Genomic DNA, 17,366 nt, shown 5'->3' with positions numbered 1-17,366 from the left:
CTCATCGGTAGTGGCTGACTCTCGTGCCAATGCTCCGCGTTGGCATGCAGTTCCGGACGCTCCGCGTCCTCTGTGTGACGCGGAGCGTCTGCATCCTCAGGTAGCGCGCGTGAGGTTCATCGCTTCGAGTGCCGCCACCAGTGCATCGATGTCGTCGAAGGGTTTGAGGTGGATGCGCGGCCAGCGCAGGCGTTCGATGTACAGCTTGCCTTCGGCATTGCGCAGCACTGGCGTGCGGTGAATCCAGGTGTCGCGCGCGCGATGGACGATGGTTTGCAGGTTGCCTTCACCCTCCTGCACCAGAAACATGCCCGGACGGGAGAGGCGTTTCTCGATGCTCGGCAGCCGGGCCGGCTGTGGACGCGGCACCTCCATCTCCACTCGATAATCAGCTTTGATGTAGACCTTGTCATCCGCTATGCCACCCGAGACGAGCTCTCCCTGATCCAGCGTTATACCCCTCGAATGGCCCGGAGCCACATCGACGACCCGCAGGCCGATTCCTCCTTCCAGTTCGGCAATGCCAGGCACGACGCCCTGGTAGGTATTGGAATGGCTGTTGCCAACCAGCGCGATCCACTTGTGCGAGCCCATCACGTCCTGATGCCTGCGGATCGTGCGTGAGGCAAAGTAATTCATCATTTGCTGGCGGATAAGGGGCTCGTCCTCGGCGATGCCTTTGAGGTGGTAACTGCTTGCGCAATCGATGGCGCGAATCTCCAGGCCCTGCTGCCGCGCCCTGATGACCAGCTGTTCGAACGTGTAGACGCCGTTCGGGTCGGTGTGATGCCCGCGGTCCAGGGTTTTCAGGTCATGCAGCAGGGTTTTGCTCATCTGCCCGGTTTCGAGGAAACGATCCAGGTCCGCCTGATGCAGATCGCTCAGCAGGTGCTCCATGTACAGCGTTTTGACGTTCTGCTGCGACAGCAACGGCAGGTTGTCGATGATCAGCTTTTTGCTGGCGACCGAAGAGTGTGACTCGCCAATGACGAGGCCTTCGGTATGGCGATACAGGGTTTCAAGCAGCCCGGCAGTGCTTGTCTGGGGTTCAATGGCTGGCAATGTCGGGCGAGGCGGCAGTTGCGCGGCACTGATGCTGGCGGCGTCCTTTTGCAGATTCTTGCGCCGCAGGTCGAACGTATTGCGCACAGTGTCGAGTTCGATGTCTTCAAAAAAATACTCCATATCGAGCCCCTTCTTTTCGAAGTTCGCCAGGCGATGCAGCGTGGTTCTGGTATCCGGCGGCATTTCGTAGGTAGCATCGGTCAGCGATTGCTGGATGGCCGTCATCGACCTGTCAACGCTCCAGTCATCGGCTTCCACGCGCAGCCAGGTATGGTTTTCGTCAAGGACGAACCCGTACTCGCCCGCCCAGCGCTCACCCTCGGCAATCGCGGTCGGGTCGCCCAGCTCGCGGATCAACGTGTTATCCAGAGCAGTGGCAGGGGGCAGCGGCCTGGCGGGCAGCGTCGGGTCGGCAAACGCTATGCTGAAGTCGCAGTGAGACGGCGTGTTTTCATGCGCCTCACCAGCGCCTTGCCTGATGCGGGTCGGACGTCCGGCGGGGATGTCCTGGACCTGCACACTGACGGCGCCCTGCATTTCAGCGATGCCGGGCACTTGATCGTGCGTCGTGGCCAGCTTCTGGTCGAGCAGCGCTACCCAACGCCTGGCAGAGGCCGGCTCGATGTCGTGGTTGATGAGCCTGTGCCCGAAGAAGTTGCTCATTTTCATGGCGGCTGCCGGGTCATCGGCAGCGCTCAGCACTGTATGGCCGAGAAACGGATAGCTGATCGACGAACTGAACGGGCGCACCTCGATCCCGTAACGGTGGGCTGCCTTGATCAGGTGGTAGTAATCGAATTCGCTGCTGGCGTTGTTCAGGGCGCCGCGATTGGTCTCTTGCAGGTAATACTTGAGTTCATGAGAGCCGGAGCGACTCTTTTTGCCCAGTTGGCGATACCTGGCCAGCTTGCGCAGGTGTTTGTCGGTCAGCAGGTGCTCGATGTACAGCACCTCGACACGCTGCTCTGCGAGCAAGGGCATGTTGAGCAGCAGCAGACGCTTGCTGGCCACCGATTTCGGGGCTTCGCTGAACACCAGTCCGTTACTGTGACTGAAGATGTGCTTGATGAGCGTGTCGACGCTGCCGGGCAGGCCATAGGCGGGCAGGGTCGGCCTGGGTGGAGGCGTGAATCGGGCAAAAAAGGCCTGGGCGTCCTGATAGAGTTGTTCCCGACGCGCCGTGAAGGTCTGGCGCACCTCGGTGAAATACGTTTCGAAATAGACGTCCAGGCCTGCGCCGGTCGGGTCGAAGACTTCCTTGTTGATGACGATGTCCAGGTGCGCGCGCATGCCGCTCGGCATCTCATAGTCGCTCAAGGTATTCAGCGAGCTTGAGCTTGCGCTGGCTTGCTCAGGTAGCGGTCGATAAGTGCCCGGAGTGTCCAGCCCGCCGCCGCGCAGGCGCTGCCGTTCGACAAGCAGCCACTGGCCCTGATCATTCAGGCGAACCGGCTGTTTGCCGAAGAAGGCGAACGGATTGGCCGGGTCGATGATCTGCCAGTACTGCCAGTAGGCGTCGTACTGAACCTCAAAGGCCTGGTCTGAGAGCTGGATATAGTATTTTCCATTGATCGCATGCACGCCTTTTGCGTGACCCTCGGCGATACGTGGCACGTTCTCCAGAGAGATGTCGACGGCCAGATCGATGCGCAAACCTGATGGCGCGCGCTGTGCAGTCGGGGGCAACGGGAGCAGCGGCTGCCAGGCGCCTCCGATCTCGCGCGCAGCGAACTGGCCGGTTGCCAGCGGCGGTGCCGAGGCGACATGGGACGCCTGGAAAACCGCAGCATGCCCATGAACGTTGGGCTTGCCGAGCAGAAAAACTTGCTCTTGCAGCTCTACCGGGTACAGATCCTCGTAACGCGGCAGGGAAGGCTGGCGCTGGAACGAGCGCAGTACCGGGGTCGAATGCTGACTGTTCTCAAGCTGGTGCAACGCGCCGCCAAGTCCTTTCAGACCCACCAGCAAATCGCTGCCTGCACCGAGGCCGTTGAGCAGGGCCGACAGCATGTAGTTCGTGGCGCGCTCCCGGTCGCCTGCGCTCAGCGCTGCCAGTGCCTGCCCGCTGTCATGCAATGAAATCAGGCTGCCCACCGCAAAGCTTGCCGGCGGGAAGGGCAGGGTCAGGGCCGTGGCAACGATTTCGACACTGACCCGGATCAGCTTCGTCAGCATGTCGTTACGGCCGGTGGTGGTTTCTTCCACGTCACGCAGCCTGCGCTCCAGCGGCCGGTTGAAACAGGTATCGGCAACGTCTGCAATGAATGCCCTGGGGATGACCGGAGGCTTGTTGGCGTTGCCCTTCTGCATGTCCCGCAGGAAGAACGACAGGGTCCGGCGTGCCTTGATGCGGCAGCGATCCTTGTAGTAATCGATCATCCCGTCACTATCCAGCGAGCTCACGAAGTCGCTGAACAGACGGAATTCGATACCGTCAGGTGCCTGCGGCGTATAGAGCAGCGCGGCGTGACGGATCTGTGTCGGCAGGATGACCAGGCAGCCCTGAACGGTTTCGATGTGGGTCAGCAGCGGGCTGGGGATAACCAGTTGATCGACATCGGTCAGTCCCGAGGCGATCAGGGGTTTATCCACATGTATTTGCAGGGGGTAAAGGGGATATCGCTCGCGTGAGGCCGGGTCGCTCAGGTGCGCGTTATCCAGTGATTGCGTGAGCCAGGCATACTGCGCGGCCTCGACATGACCTTTCAGCAGGCTGCGCAGTGCAGCCGCCTTCATCTGCAATTGGGTGATCATCACGCTGTATTGGCGACGGTAGGCGTAGCCATCGTTTTCGCTGTTCAGCAGGGTGTTTCTGATCAGCGCAATGTACTCGTCCGCCAGCCACTGGCCGCGTACCGAACCTGCGACAGCAGCGGGTGACAGCGCGCTCAGGTCGATCCCCGGCGGGCCGCTGAACGTGGCGTCGGTAGCTGCCGAAGTGCTCAAGGGGTCGATGCTGTCGTTGTAGCCTTTGAGCAGCATGTCGGTGTAGGTCTGCGTTTCGCGCTCGCTGGTGATCACGATCTGATCGGGGTCTACCGTGCCTGCGGGGACGCCCAGCAGTTTGCCGAGCTGCTGGCTGGCACGCTGGTGTACGTAGTCCTTGAACGACTGAACCCCGGTGTGCGCCTGGGCCTGATAGTTGTCGAGGGCGCCATTGATGGCGCGTTCAAGGGCCAGTAATTCCCGACGCTGGGCGCGGCTGGCGCGCAGGTACCAGTCCGGGGTATGGCGGGCCTGTTCGGAGAGCAATACGCGGGTCTGCTCGTCGGTAAAACGGCGCAGTGCCGTCTCGCAGTCGGGGTGATCGATGAATTGCAGGAAGTCCTTTGCGGGCTGGGGTTTCTCGCGCAGCGCGGTCAGTTGCGCAGCCAGTTCCGGGCGGGCAGCGACCTCTACCTGATCAAGCAGCCAGGCCGTCATTGCGGGCGATGCGGTCCAGCCGACCACCTCATGCAGCAGTTGGGTGTCGGTGTCGAAGGCCTTGAAATACTGCTGCCCGGGCGCCTCGCTGGCGAACATGATCAGCCGTTGCGTCCGGCCTTGAGCATCCTGCTTGCGACACACCAGCAGTCTGGCCATCACGTTGCGGTCGTTCAGCCTGATCTGCTGCACGCGCAGCGCGGGATCAGGCGTCCCCGTCGCCGCGCTGGTCAGCGCTGCGACGATGGCAAAGTCATCGGGCCGGATATGCCCCTGCATCTTCGCCGCCCAGCCGAGCGTGGTCAGTCGGACACGCGCCAGTGCGCGCAGCATCTGTTGGTTGTGTTCCTGTTGATAGGCCTGGCGTTGAAAATCGCCAAACACCGCGCGCAGATCGAGTTCGTCAATCACTCTGGCAAGGTAGGCCGGGTTCAAGGCCGAATAGGCGGCGTCCAGCGGCTGGCCATCGAGGGTGATGAGCGTCTGGTCGAGGAAGTCCGAGCCCGCTGTCTCGTCATCCGGATGCAGGCCATAGAGCGCCAGTTCGGTCAGCGGCAGCTTCACGCGGTAGGTCTCGCTCGTCGCTGGCAGCGTGCGGCGGGTGTCGATGGTCAAGGCCCCAGGGTCCAGATCATGGCCCAGGTCATTGGCCAGGCGTGTGCGCAACTGCATTTCGGCAAACCGCTCCGGCGACGCCGCGCTGCCCAATACACTCAGCATCGCAGCATGCGCCGCGTCGTAGCGTTGCAGGTGCAGGGCATAGGTCTGCAGATCAGCCGCGCTGGCGATCTTCATCCACTCCGGCAAGTCCCGCTCGTACTGACGTCGTCTGTTGGTCAGTTCACGCAGCTCTAGCATGGCCGCCGGGCCGAACAGGCCAGGCATGTCGATGGCTTGCTGGATCAGCGATTGACGCTTGAGCCGATCCGCCGTGCCGGGCTGTTCGCAGGCGTAACGGATGTCGTTGCGCTGCTTGTTCAGCAACCGGTCGAAGGCGTGAATGAACGGTGCCGTGGTAACAACCGGCTGCAATTGCACGTCGGCAGCCGTGAAGGGTTCCAGGTACAGGTCGGCGTCCTGGAGTATCTCGGTCAAACGCTCCTGATGCTGTCGTTGCGCGTTGCTGAGCAGCGCATCGCGCAGCGTTGGCGTGTTGAGCCACTGCACAAGGGTTGCGACCATCATGGCCTGCGTGGCAAAACCGCTGATCCCGAGCCCTGGCAGCATCAATAACGTGCGCCCCTGATCCTGGGAAATCACCAGCACGCCGGCCATTTCAATCTGTTCGTCATCATGCAACTGCACCCGCACCGTCGAATAGGCGAGCGCCGGGCCTTCCTGATCGGGCGAGTCGGGCGAGTCGGGCAGGCAGGCCAGGTAGCCACTGTCGAGATCGCGCTCGTGAATCCTGACGCGAGCTTCGTCATGCAGGGACCTTTGCAAGGCGGGCAAGAGGCGATCACGGCGGCTTTCACCGGTTTCGCCCGGGTCCGTCCAGTAGTCTTCGATCTGCTGCAACAGGCCGAAGATCTGCAACTCGCGTTCGGACACGTCAGCGCCGTCGAGGGCGCTCAGCAGGGCTTCGCCAGCCTGGGGCAGCGCGTCCAGCTCCCTGGCCAGCAGGGTGCGCAGTTCGTCGAGCCTTTTCAGCGCTGCGGACGCGCCAGCCCAGGTATCGCTGGGCGTCATCGGTACAGGACTCGGCGTTGAAAGGTTGAAATCCAAAGAGGGTGGTGTTTGCGTCATGACAGGCTTTCCATTGCGCTAGGCGCTGAGGTGTGATCGGCGGCCTCGGGGGCTGCGACTGAAGGCCTCAATTAATCAGGTGCAACGGGCAGCAACGCTGTAGATAAATATGCGAGGCGGCGAAAGAGACGTTTCGTACACCGTCTGGCGGGCCGCCTTGAGTGACATTTCAGCGCGTCGAGCCAATCCTTGGTCATTACGTTATAATCCCGCCCTTTAGCTGCCCTCAGCCCGCTGTGCGGGGGCACACCTTTTCCCGGGCGCCCTGCGCCTGCATGCAGACTAAAGAGGCTAGACATAGTGGCATTGACGATCCTTGGCCTGTCCGGCGCCCTTAGCCATGATCCTTCCGCAGCGCTTTACATCGACGGCAAGCTGATAGCAGCGGCCGAAGAAGAGCGCTTCGTTCGTGACAAGCATGCAAAGAACCGCATGCCCTACGAGTCGGCGAAGTTCTGTCTGGAACAGGCAGGCATCAAGCCTTCGGACGTCGACGTGGTCGCGATTCCGTTCGCCCCGATCAGCCTGTTCGGCAAGGCCCGCTGGCATTACGCCAAGCGTTACTGGTACGCACCGGATCGCGCCCTCGATGCGCTGCTGATGGGCAATCGCCGTTACAAGCGCTACCGCAACAAGATTGTCTGGTGCCTCGAGCAACTGGGCTTCGATCCGAAAAAGATCAAGATCGAGCCGGTCGAGCATCACCTGGCCCACGCTTCCAGCGCCTACCACTGCTCCGGTTTCACCGAAAAAACCGCGATCATGGGCATCGACGGCAAGGGTGAGTACGCCACGACCTTCTTCGGCTATGGCGAGAACGGCAAGATCCACAAGATCAAGGAATTCTTCGATCCGGACTCGCTGGGCGGCCTGTACGGCGCGATCACCGAGTTCCTCGGTTTCGAGATGCTCGACGGCGAATTCAAGGTCATGGGCATGGCGCCGTATGGAGATGCCAGCAAGTATGACTTTTCGCGTCTGGCGACCTTCGAGAAGGGCGAGCTGGTCATCAATACCGAGCTGGCCAACGTTATTGGTCTGCGTCGCTACAAAGAGAACGGCAAGGGCTTCTATTTCTCGCCGAAGCTGATCGAGTGGCTCGGCCCGAAACGCGTTGGCGACGTGGCCGACGAACCCTACATTCACTACGCCGCGAGCATGCAGGCGCTGTTCGAAAAGCTCGCGCTGCAGATGATGGATCACTACCTGGGTGACATCCTCAAGGAAACCGGCAAGATCGCTTTCGCCGGTGGCTGTGCGCTGAACGTCAAACTCAACCAGCGCATCATCGCCCGTCCTGAAGTCAAGGAACTGTTCGTGCAGCCTGCGTCCGGCGATGCCGGTACGGCGGTGGGCGCTGCGGCTTATGTCTCGCACGCCCGCGGTGTGCCGGTCGAGAAGATGGAACACGTCTACCTCGGCCCTGCTTACAGCAACGAAGATGTGATTGCGGCCTGTGCCCGTCACCCGAGCAAGCCGGTCTGGCGTCAGATCGACAACACGCCGGAGCGGATTGCCGAAATCATGGTCAAGGGCAACCCGGTTGCCTGGTTCCAGGGGCGTATGGAGTTCGGTCCGCGCGCGCTGGGCGGCCGCTCCATCATCGGTTGCCCGAGCGTCACCGGCGTGGCCGACCGCATCAACCATCAGATCAAGTTCCGCGAGCGCTGGAGGCCTTTCTGCCCGTCGATGCTCGACACCGTCGCCCCGCAGATGATCAAGATCGATCACCCGGCGCCGTTCATGACCTTCACCTTCGAAGTGGCCGAAGAGTGGAAAACCCGCGTTCCGGAAGTCGTCCATGAAGACGGCACCTCCCGTGCCCAGGTGCTCAAGCGCGAATACAACCCGCGCTATTACGACATGATGAAAGCGCTGGAAAACCTGACCGGCAATGGCGTGTCCCTGAACACCTCGCTGAACCGCCGTGGTGAGCCGATGATCTGCTCGCCGACCGATGCGCTGAACATGTTCTTCGGCTCGGACCTCGAGTATCTGATCATGGAAGACATCCTGGTGGTAAAAGAGGGCGTCGAGGCTTATGACACGCTCGGTTGAACGACACGTACTGCAGTTCTGTCACGGTTATGACGGGCCGTTTCTGGACTGCGCGCGGCAATACGCCAGCCTGTTCGCCGGCAAGGGCTATCGGGTCACGACGGTGTTTCTGACCGGTGCCGCCGATCCGGATGTCGTTGCTGACTGCGGTTCGGACGAAGTGCTGTTCATGGAGTACAGCTCCAGTGCCATTCGTGGCCTGAAGCTGGGCGCCATTCGGGATCTGCGCAAAATTGCTGCCACGCGCAGTTTCAGCTTCTGCATCGCGCACCGCTTCAAGCCGGTGTACATAGCCCTGCTGGCGACGAAGCTGCCGGTGATCGGTGTGCATCATGCGTTCGGCGATTACCACCGGCGCAGTCGCAAGCTGTTCGCCAACCTGTTTCGCAAGCGCCTGAGCCTGCTCGGTGTTTCCGACGCGGTTCGCGACGACATGCGCGGCAGCCTGCCCAAGTGGCCGTCCGAGCGCATTCAGACCCTGTACAACCGGATCGATGTCGAGCAACTGCAGGGCAGTCAGTTTTCCGCTGAAGATGCCCGCGCAGAGCTGGGCCTGTCGCCCTCGGCCTGGATTGTCGCCAACGTCGGTCGCCTGCATCCCGACAAGGACCAGGCCACGCTGTTGCGCGGTTTTGCCGAAGCGCTGCCCGATCTTCCCGAGAACAGCCAGCTGGTGATTCTCGGCAAGGGTCGTCTGGAAGAAGACCTCAAGGCCCTGGCGCTGGAACTGGGCATCGGCCCGCAGGTGCTGTTCCTCGGGCAGGTGCCTGACGCGCGCCGCTACTTCAAGGCCTTCGACGTGTTCGCCTTGAGCTCGGACCACGAACCGTTCGGCATGGTCCTGCTGGAGGCGATGGTCGCCGGTGTCCCGCTGGTTGCAACCTCATGCGGCGGCGCCAAGGAAGTGGTTGAAGACGTTGGCCTGTTGTTCCCGCTGGGTGACGTGCATAGCCTGGCACACGGCCTGGTGCACATGGCCGGTCTCGATGCCGAACAACGTCAGGACTGTGCTGAGCGCATGCTGTTGCGCTTGCGCGAACGTTTTTCCGATCACGCTGTGCGTAATGTCTTCTGGCGTCTGCCACAAGTCTCCAGCCTGACAGCGGGGGCCTGATGCTCAATCGATTCAAGGGCTGGCGCGAGCGTGGCTGGGTGCAGATCGATGCGGCTGCCTACGAGCAAGCCTGGCAGCGGTTTGGCGGCAGCGTCGCCACTCATCCGCTGGTGGTCGCGCGCCTGTCGGCCTTTTCCGGCATCGCTGTGCGTTATCTGGCCTGGGAGCAGGGCGGTGAAGTGAAGGCCGCGATTGCCACCTGGGGCCGCTCGCTGGCGCTGTCCAAGGACGAACTCAAACGCCACGGCAAGAAAGGGCTGTTCGATCTGGGGAATGCCGAGCTGATTTTGCCGGTGGCCGATGATATCGAGGTGCCGGTCCGGCATCGCGCCCGCTATGTGTCTGCGCTCAACGAAGGCCGCATCAGTGACTTCAAGCCACAGGCCGAATCCCTGGCGATGGCGCGTACGCCTGAAGAACTGTCCAAGAAATTTCGTTACAACCAGCGTCGTGAGCTTCGCTTGCTGGAAGAGGCCGGCGGGACGGTAAGGCCTGTCAGCGAGTTCAGCAGCGCCGAACTGGCGAGCATGTACTGCGACCTGTTTCAGCGGCGCTGGGGCTTCGAAGCGACCGGTGCCCGGCACAAGGCCGAAGTCATCGAACTGTTGCGCGAGCTGCTGATCGGTTCGGTGGTGTTTCTCAACGATGCGCCGATTGCCATTCAACTGGTGTATCGCGTCGAAGCGCCGCAGTGGGTCAGCATCGAGTACGTCAACGGCGGTGTCGATCCCCAAACCCGTGACTTCAGTCCGGGCAGCGTGCTCAGCTTCGTCAATACCCAGTCCGCCTGGGAGAACGCCCGCGCACTGGGCAAATCACTGCGTTTTTCCTTCGGTCGTGCCGACCGCGAGTACAAGGACCGATGGTGCAACCCCGTTCCGGTGTTCCAGATTTGAGTCGCAAGCAGCAGTTGCTCAAGCGCCATCGCCGTAACAAGCGACTGGCGTTGCTGGGTGGACTGCTCCTGCTGATCGCGGTGGGCGTGCTGGTGGCCTGGTGGCTGGCGCCGGTGCTGGCCGTGTGTGCCTGGGTCGCCCATGAGGCCTGGTTCGCCGATCATCTGTTCTATTCGCCGTCTGACGATTATCAGTACACCTTTGCTGCCGACAGCGAAGTGCCGGGCGTGCGCCTCGACGGCGGCACGTTGCTGATCGACCCCGCAGTACAGCTGAACGGCGACGAAACGCTGATACTGGCACTGACGGTCAAAAGCACCTGGCTCGGGCGCTTTCTCGATCCGGTGGTCGAGCTGCAAGGTCAGGGCCTCAACGACCAGCAGGCATTCGAACGCGGGGTCAGCGGCGTGCGCTATCTGAACCTGACCGGGCTGGGCGAGCCGTTGGCCGCAGGTGTGCTGAAACTGCGCGGGCGTTGCTGCCGCCTTGCCGGCACACCGCGTCTCTGGCTGTTTCGCCAACCGGATGCGCGAAAACAGCGTGTCATGGTCATCGCACCGCACGCCGATGATGCCGAGCTGGCCGCCTTCGGGCTGTACAGCCAGGCCGAGGAGGCGTGGATCATCACGCTGACCGCCGGTGAGATCGAGGCCGAGCATTATCGGCAGATGGGCATGGAGCGTGCCGAAGCTGCGCGTATGAAGGGCCGCTTGCGGGCCTGGGACAGTATCGCCGTGGCGCGCTGGGGCGGGGTGCCCGAGTCGCAGTGTGTGCAATTGGGCTATTTCTGCCTGCAACTGCCCGCCATGCAGGCTGCGCCGGATACGCCGATTGGTTCGCGGGAAGCCGATCTGACCGATACCCGCCTGTTTCGTCAGTTCAATACCCTGCCATTGCCCGGCGACAACGGCCAGCCGACCTGGAATAACCTGCTCGCCGACCTGCGCGCGCTGATTCTCAAGGCCCGGCCGCAGGTTGTGGTGATGCCGCATCCTGCCGTCGACCCTCATCCCGATCACATCTGCGCCCAGGCTGCGGTGCGTGAAGCGCTGCTCGGGCTCGAATGGCAGCCGGAGGTGGTGCTCGGTTATGCCAATCACCTGCACGACAACGACCGCTGGCCGATGGGCGATGCCTACAGCGGCATCAGCCTGCCGCCGGTTTTCGATGCCGCGCTGCCGCTGGTGCCGTACAGCCTTCAATTGTCGGTCGCCGCGCAACGCGACAAGGCCATGGCACTGGGCATGATGCATGACCTGCTGCCACGCATGCCGTTCAAGCGCCGTGTGCGCCGTGCGCTGCAACGCGTTCTGGCCGGTCGTCACTGGCCAGCCGAGGGCGAGAACGAATTCTTCCGCAAGGCGGTGCGACGACACGAGTTGTTCTGGTGCAGCCGTGATCTCTGATTCAGCAGGCGCAGTACTGCAAGGAAAACCATGAAAGTTCTACTGCTGGTCCAGAAAGAGCAGCGTGCGATTCTGGACCGTCTCTATGACGGCATCGCCGCACATTGTGAATGCGAAGTGCGCTGGCTGAGCTCTGCGGAGCAACGCAACCTGCGTGGTTATTTCCGCCGCGAGGTGGACGTCAGCCGCTATGACCGGATCGTGTTTTTCCTGCGTTTCAAGCAGGAAGTGCGTCAGGTCGGGTTTATCCGCACGATTCCCAATCTGGTCATCCTCGAACACGATGCCTACCAGAACTACATTCCGTGCAAATACACCGGCAAGTTCAGCGCGCACTACCGCAAGCTGCCCTGGGCGCGGGTGATCTGTTCAGGGTTCATGGTCAGCGAGCGCCTGCGCCAGGAAGGCTTCGACGCGGTGTTCGTGCCCAAGGGCTATGACCAGAGCCTGCTGCAGTTGCAGGCACGCGAGCGTGACATCGAACTGGCCTTTGTGGGCAGCACCAACAGCGTCGCCTACAGCGGTCGCAAGGCGTTGCTGGACGAGTTGGGCCAGGTCGAGAACCTGCTCGTCACACGGACCAAGTCCGGCGAAGAGTATTGCGACACCCTGAACCGCATCCGTTTTTTCGTCAGTGCCGACGTGGGCATGGGCGAATACATGATCAAGAATTTCGAGGCCATGGCATGCGGCTGCGTGCTGCTTGCCTTCGATCAGGGCGCTGAAGAAAACCGCGCGCTGGGCTTTGTCGACATGCACAACATCGTGCTCTATCGCGACATTCCCGAGCTTCGCGAAAAGCTGGCGAAATTGCGCGATAACGTCACACTGGCCAGTGAAATATCCTGTAATGGGCAGACTTTGGTCGAGGAACGCTTTACATTCCATGCCCTTGGAAAAGCCATCGTGGACGCCATGCATGCGCCACTGCGCAGCATGCCGGCGGCGAGCTGGATCGATCGCCTGCGGTCACGATTGGGATGGTAAGGAATTATGAATATTCAATGATTGGGAACGAATGATGGTATTCAGCGAAAACAGCGACATTACGCTGGTCGTCACCAGTTGTGGTCGATTCGACCTGTTGAAGCGCACCCTGGAAACGTTCGACCATTTCAACACTGCGCCCATACGCCATGTGCTGATTACCGAAGACTCCGGCGATGACCGGGTTCAGGCATGCATTCCCGAACACTGGCACCCGCATACGCGCTTCATCATCAACAACCCCAAGCTGGGGCAGATGCGCTCTGTCGACGCGGCCTATTCGCTGATCGAAACGTCTTGGGTGTTCCATTGCGAAGATGACTGGGATTTCTACCGTCCGCACTTCATCGAAGAGTCGATGACGCTGCTGGAACACGACCCTCAGGCCTTGCAAGTCTGGTTGCGCAGCTACAATCATGATCTGCGTATCCACAGCCCTTACGTTTACCTGAACGAGCGTGAAGTGGTTGAAGGCATCGCGTTTTACAAGTTGGGCTCGCACAAACCGGAATGGCAGGGGTTTTCCTTCAATCCTGGGCTGCGCCGCCTGGCTGATTACCAGCAGCATGCGCCTTATGCCGGGCACGGTGGCGAGAAGAAACTTTCACAATTATTCGCTGCACAAAACCGTTACGCTTTGATTCTGGAAAATGATGCCGTGTTGCACACCGGGTTTGGTGAGCACGTGGAGGTGCCGCAGGAGCGGCTTGACAAACAGCGTCGCAAACGTCGGGATCGCATCAAGCTGATCGTCGCTGTGCTCGCTGGCCTAGTAGCAGGTTGGTTGCTTAATAATGTCAGTTGACCCGATAAGAGTACCCGGCAGCAAAGTACAGCAGTACTTCACCGCTGCCATCGTCATCTTCCTGCTGAGTTTCATCCTCAACCCATCAGCCAAGATCACCAACAATCTGTTTTATGCATTCACGGCGCTGCCGGGCTTGTTCTTTCTGATCAAGTACCGAGCCGCTGGCGTGTTTGCCAAGCCACTGGGCATTGCCTGGGCGGTGTTCATGGCCTGCTTTCTGGTCCCCGCGCTGCAGGCGCAGGAGTTCCAGTATTACAAGCACATCATCTACGTCAGCCTGTTTGTCTTTGTCGTGGCCGGGATTACCGACAACGGCTTCTTCAGGCGCGGGGTCTTCGTGCGCAGCATGTTCTGGGCCATATGCCTGTACATCCTGCTCAGCAGCATTCACAGCTGGGTGACCGGGCAGTTCGAATTCGGCCAGCGTGTGGCGATTCTGCCGGGGCGAATGGAGAACGTGATCTACGCCAGTGCCTGGCTGGTCTGCAGCCTTGCGTTGGCCATGCCGCTGTGGGCAAGAGAGCGTCGCTGGGTTGAGGCTGTCTGCGCCGTTCTTGTCACCCTGGTGATAAGCGCCTTCGTAGTGCAGACGCGTACTGCACTGGTGGGTTGCGCCGTTCTGTTTGCCGTCTGCACCGCCTATTCGCTGTACCGTTTCCCTCTGCGTACGATAGTGGCTTTGTTGGCGCTTGGCGTTGTGGCGGCAGCAGCCTTCTGGTTCGTCAAGGATGAACAGTGGGTCGCGCTGCTGACGGCCAGGGGTGATTCCTACCGCATCGAGCTGTTTGATATCATGACCGGTGAATGGCGTCGCTGTGGCTGGATGCTCGGCTGCGGTGTCGATTTCTATACGACCCAGACCCTGACGGGCGGCATACCGATCCAGCACCCGCACAATATTTTCGTGTCGCTGGGGCTGTACACCGGCGCGGCTTCGCTGGTGATGTTTCTGGTCGTGATGGCGATGACGCTGTGGGACGCCTTGCGCAACGGCGATGCCTGGGGTCTTTACCTGGTGTGCGCGCTGGTCATGCTTAACTTCGACGGTGGCCAGCTGGTCGGCAATCCCGACGAGCTCTGGGTGCTGGTGCTGTTACCGGCGACCATGGTGCTCGGGCGAGTGGTGCAGACGCATCGGCTCAGGCAGCAGCAATAGCATCAAAAAAATGGCCGCTTCGACAGCGGCCATTTTTCATGGGGCAGGCTATTGAACAGCCTGGGCCAGTTCAGAGGTGTCGCATAGGGTCTGAGCACTCATGTAGCCATCGAGGAAGGCCGGGTTGCCGTTGTCCAGCAGCCATTGGCGGTCTTCCTGATAGCGCAGCATGTGCTTGAAATTGCGCAAGCGGAGGCTTTTGCGCAAGGCGCGGCGATAGGTTTTCATGTCGGCGATGTCAATCAGGCCGAGGCTGCCTTCCGGCGTGAGGATCACGTTGCCAAGATGGGCCGAGCGAAAGTAGATGCCCTTTTCGTGCAACCCGGCAATGAAGCTTCCCAGTTGCATGCGCAGCTTGTCGTCGGCAACCGCGCTGCCCAGCAGCTGGCGCAGGGTGAAGCCTGCCAGCGGATCATAATGCACGGCATCGCGCTCGATCTCGGCGATGCGGCAGACTGTGCGTACCCGCGGGCAGGGAATACCGCGTCTGGCCAGCGTTTCACAGTTGTCTGCGAAGCGCTGCGCGTAGGGGTACCAGGCTGCGGAGCTGACAAGGCGTTTGCGCCGAAACAATTTCAGCATGGAGCCGTCACGCAGACGGAGTACCTTGTCGCCCGTGCCGTCGGCTTCAAGTACTTCGGCACCTTGAACCCGTTCAAGGTAATGGGCGTGGTCAAGCGCTTGCATCGATACTCCGGTTTTTACGCCCCAGGGAATGGGCGAGCCGCCTATGTTACCGCAGCAGGCAGCCGCGAAAACCGCTGTGATACAATTCGGCCTCTTTTTAACACGACGGATTCTCATGACAACCTCCGAATCGTCCGCAACCTCCAGCGTGAAAATCTATTTCCGCCTGTTGTCTTATGTGCGTCCGTATGTGGGCATTTTCCTGCTCAGCATCATTGGTTTCGTGATCTTCGCCTCGACCCAGCCGATGCTCGCCGGCATCCTGAAATATTTCGTCGACGGCCTGACCAATCCCGAAGCGGTGCTGTTTCCCAATGTCCCTTATCTGCGCGAGTTGCAGCTATTGCAGGCCGTGCCGCTGCTGATCGTGCTGATTGCCGCATGGCAGGGGCTGGGCTCCTTTCTGGGCAACTATTTCCTGGCCAAGGTTTCCCTGGGGCTGGTGCATGACCTGCGGGTAGAGCTGTTCAACAAGCTGCTGGTGTTGCCCAATCGCTACTTCGATACAACCAATTCCGGTCATCTGATCTCGCGCATCACCTTCAACGTCACGATGGTGACCGGCGCTGCCACCGATGCTATCAAGGTGGTGATTCGCGAAGGCCTGACCGTGGTGTTCCTGTTCATCTATCTGCTGATGATGAACTGGAAGCTGACACTGGTCATGCTCGCGATCCTGCCGTTGATTGCCGTGATGGTCGGCACCGCGAGCAAGAAATTCCGCAAGCAGAGCAAGAAGATCCAGGTGGCGATGGGCGATGTCACGCATGTTGCCTCGGAAACCATTCAGGGCTATCGCGTAGTCCGCAGCTTCGGTGGCGAGGCCTACGAGCAGGCGCGCTTTGCCCAGGCCAGCAACAGCAACACCCAAAAGCAGCTGCGCATGACCAAGACCGGCGCCATCTATACGCCGATGCTGCAACTGGTGATCTACAGCGCCATGGCGGTGCTGATGTTCCTGGTGCTGTTCCTGCGTGGCGAGGCAACAGCGGGTGATCTGGTTGCCTATATCACCGCTGCGGGCCTGCTGCCCAAGCCGATTCGGCAGCTGTCGGAAGTCAGTTCGACGATCCAGAAAGGCGTCGCCGGTGCCGAGAGCATCTTCGAACAGCTGGATGTGGAAGAGGAAGTCGACACCGGCACCATCGAGCGTGAGCGCGTGACCGGCCACCTCGAGGTGAAGAACCTCAGCTTCTTCTACCCGCAGACTGCGCGTCAGGTGTTGAACGACATCAGTTTCTCCGCCGCGCCGGGGCAGATGATTGCCCTGGTAGGACGCTCCGGCAGCGGCAAGTCGACCCTGGCCAACCTGATCCCGCGTTTCTACGGGCACGACATCGGCAACATCCTGCTCGATGGCGTCGAGATCAACGATTATCGCTTGCGTAACCTGCGCAGGCACATCGCTCAGGTCAATCAGAACGTCACGCTGTTCAATGACACGATTGCCAACAACATTGCCTACGGCGATCTGGCCGGTGCGCCGCGTGCCGACATCGAAGCGGCTGCCGCTGATGCGTACGCCAAGGAATTCATCGACCAGTTGCCGCAGGGTTTCGACACCCAGGTGGGCGAAAACGGTGTGCTGCTGTCCGGCGGTCAACGCCAGCGTCTGGCAATTGCCCGCGCGCTGCTCAAGAACGCCCCGTTGCTGATTCTCGACGAAGCCACCTCGGCGCTGGACACCGAGTCCGAGCGGCACATCCAGGCGGCGCTGGATCACGTCATGAAGGGCCGTACCACGCTGGTCATCGCCCACCGCCTTTCGACCATCGAAAAGGCTGACCTGATTCTGGTCATGGATGCCGGGCAGATCGTCGAACGCGGTACGCACACCGAGCTGCTGGCGCAGAACGGCTATTACGCCCGCCTGCATGCCATGGGGCTGGACGAGCCAGCGCCTGCCGGCGCGGTTTGACCTCATTATCAGGCGGGCTGACACAGCCCGCCTGCCTTTCAGCGGTGTGATTCAACAGCCTGTCGGTTGCAAACCCCTGTGCTAAGATTCCGCCCCTGTCCA

At 60.8% G+C, this 17,366-nt stretch carries 10 protein-coding genes; 8 read left to right on the top strand and 2 right to left on the bottom strand.

The features are described from left to right. Positions 1–96: 96 nt before the first annotated feature. Complete coding sequence (locus KBY08_RS11585) at positions 97–6,234, bottom strand: membrane-targeted effector domain-containing toxin (RefSeq protein ID WP_024659470.1); 6,138 nt, start codon at positions 6,232–6,234, stop codon at positions 97–99. A gap of 300 nt (positions 6,235–6,534) precedes the next feature. Between KBY08_RS11585 and KBY08_RS11580 the strand changes: the two genes are divergently transcribed. The 7 genes from KBY08_RS11580 to KBY08_RS11550 are packed head-to-tail and all read left to right on the top strand — an operon-like array spanning position 6,535 to position 14,659. Beyond that, complete coding sequence (locus tag KBY08_RS11580) at positions 6,535–8,292, top strand: carbamoyltransferase (protein WP_024651307.1); 1,758 nt, start codon at positions 6,535–6,537, stop codon at positions 8,290–8,292. Then, the gene (locus KBY08_RS11575) at positions 8,276–9,406 is read left to right on the top strand and encodes a glycosyltransferase (RefSeq protein ID WP_032655189.1); all 1,131 of its coding nucleotides are present in this window, start codon (positions 8,276–8,278) and stop codon (positions 9,404–9,406) included. The genes KBY08_RS11580 and KBY08_RS11575 overlap by 17 nt, the downstream gene beginning before the upstream one ends. Continuing rightward, positions 9,406–10,302: an antimicrobial resistance protein Mig-14 gene (locus KBY08_RS11570; RefSeq protein WP_024643002.1), complete on the top strand. Its 897-nt coding sequence runs from the start codon at positions 9,406–9,408 to the stop codon at positions 10,300–10,302. Before KBY08_RS11575 ends, KBY08_RS11570 begins: the two co-directional genes overlap by 1 nt. Beyond that, positions 10,299–11,708, top strand: a complete 1,410-nt coding sequence (locus KBY08_RS11565) for a PIG-L family deacetylase (protein WP_024659471.1) — start codon at positions 10,299–10,301, stop codon at positions 11,706–11,708. Before KBY08_RS11570 ends, KBY08_RS11565 begins: the two co-directional genes overlap by 4 nt. Before the next feature lie 30 nt (positions 11,709–11,738). Beyond that, a complete protein-coding gene (locus KBY08_RS11560; protein WP_024643004.1) occupies positions 11,739–12,695 on the top strand; it encodes a glycosyltransferase in 957 nt (318 codons plus the stop codon). Between the two features lie 31 nt (positions 12,696–12,726). Continuing rightward, on the top strand, positions 12,727–13,500 hold the full coding sequence (locus tag KBY08_RS11555) for a glycosyltransferase family 2 protein (RefSeq protein ID WP_024659472.1): 774 nt from the start codon (positions 12,727–12,729) through the stop codon (positions 13,498–13,500). Then, positions 13,490–14,659: a membrane protein gene (locus KBY08_RS11550; RefSeq protein WP_024659473.1), complete on the top strand. Its 1,170-nt coding sequence runs from the start codon at positions 13,490–13,492 to the stop codon at positions 14,657–14,659. The genes KBY08_RS11555 and KBY08_RS11550 overlap by 11 nt, the downstream gene beginning before the upstream one ends. A gap of 48 nt (positions 14,660–14,707) precedes the next feature. Here the strand turns inward: KBY08_RS11550 and KBY08_RS11545 are convergent, their stop codons facing one another. Then, on the bottom strand, positions 14,708–15,346 hold the full coding sequence (locus tag KBY08_RS11545; RefSeq protein WP_024651302.1) for a toluene tolerance protein: 639 nt from the start codon (positions 15,344–15,346) through the stop codon (positions 14,708–14,710). Between the two features lie 115 nt (positions 15,347–15,461). On the opposite strand from KBY08_RS11545, the gene msbA reads away from it, so the two are divergent. Further along, positions 15,462–17,264, top strand: coding sequence for a lipid A export permease/ATP-binding protein MsbA (gene msbA / locus KBY08_RS11540; protein ID WP_058822310.1), 1,803 nt, complete (start codon positions 15,462–15,464; stop codon positions 17,262–17,264). Positions 17,265–17,366: the final 102 nt, after the last annotated feature.

Source organism: Pseudomonas sp. P135, from assembly GCF_020312125.1.
GTDB classification, from domain to species: domain Bacteria; phylum Pseudomonadota; class Gammaproteobacteria; order Pseudomonadales; family Pseudomonadaceae; genus Aquipseudomonas; species Aquipseudomonas fragariae.
This window is presented reverse-complemented; position numbering and strand designations above follow the sequence as displayed.

Bases quoted from the DNA above. Each gene is read 5' to 3' on its own strand.
- KBY08_RS11585 (WP_024659470.1), bottom strand. From the start codon at position 6,234: ATGACGCAAACACCACCCTCTTTGGATTTCAACCTTTCAACGCCGAGT.
- KBY08_RS11570 (WP_024643002.1), top strand. From the start codon at position 9,406: ATGCTCAATCGATTCAAGGGCTGGCGCGAGCGTGGCTGGGTGCAGATC.
- msbA (WP_058822310.1), top strand. From the start codon at position 15,462: ATGACAACCTCCGAATCGTCCGCAACCTCCAGCGTGAAAATCTATTTC.
- KBY08_RS11545 (WP_024651302.1), bottom strand. From the start codon at position 15,346: ATGCAAGCGCTTGACCACGCCCATTACCTTGAACGGGTTCAAGGTGCC.
- KBY08_RS11555 (WP_024659472.1), top strand. From the start codon at position 12,727: ATGATGGTATTCAGCGAAAACAGCGACATTACGCTGGTCGTCACCAGT.
- KBY08_RS11550 (WP_024659473.1), top strand. From the start codon at position 13,490: ATGTCAGTTGACCCGATAAGAGTACCCGGCAGCAAAGTACAGCAGTAC.
- KBY08_RS11575 (WP_032655189.1), top strand. From the start codon at position 8,276: ATGACACGCTCGGTTGAACGACACGTACTGCAGTTCTGTCACGGTTAT.
- KBY08_RS11560 (WP_024643004.1), top strand. From the start codon at position 11,739: ATGAAAGTTCTACTGCTGGTCCAGAAAGAGCAGCGTGCGATTCTGGAC.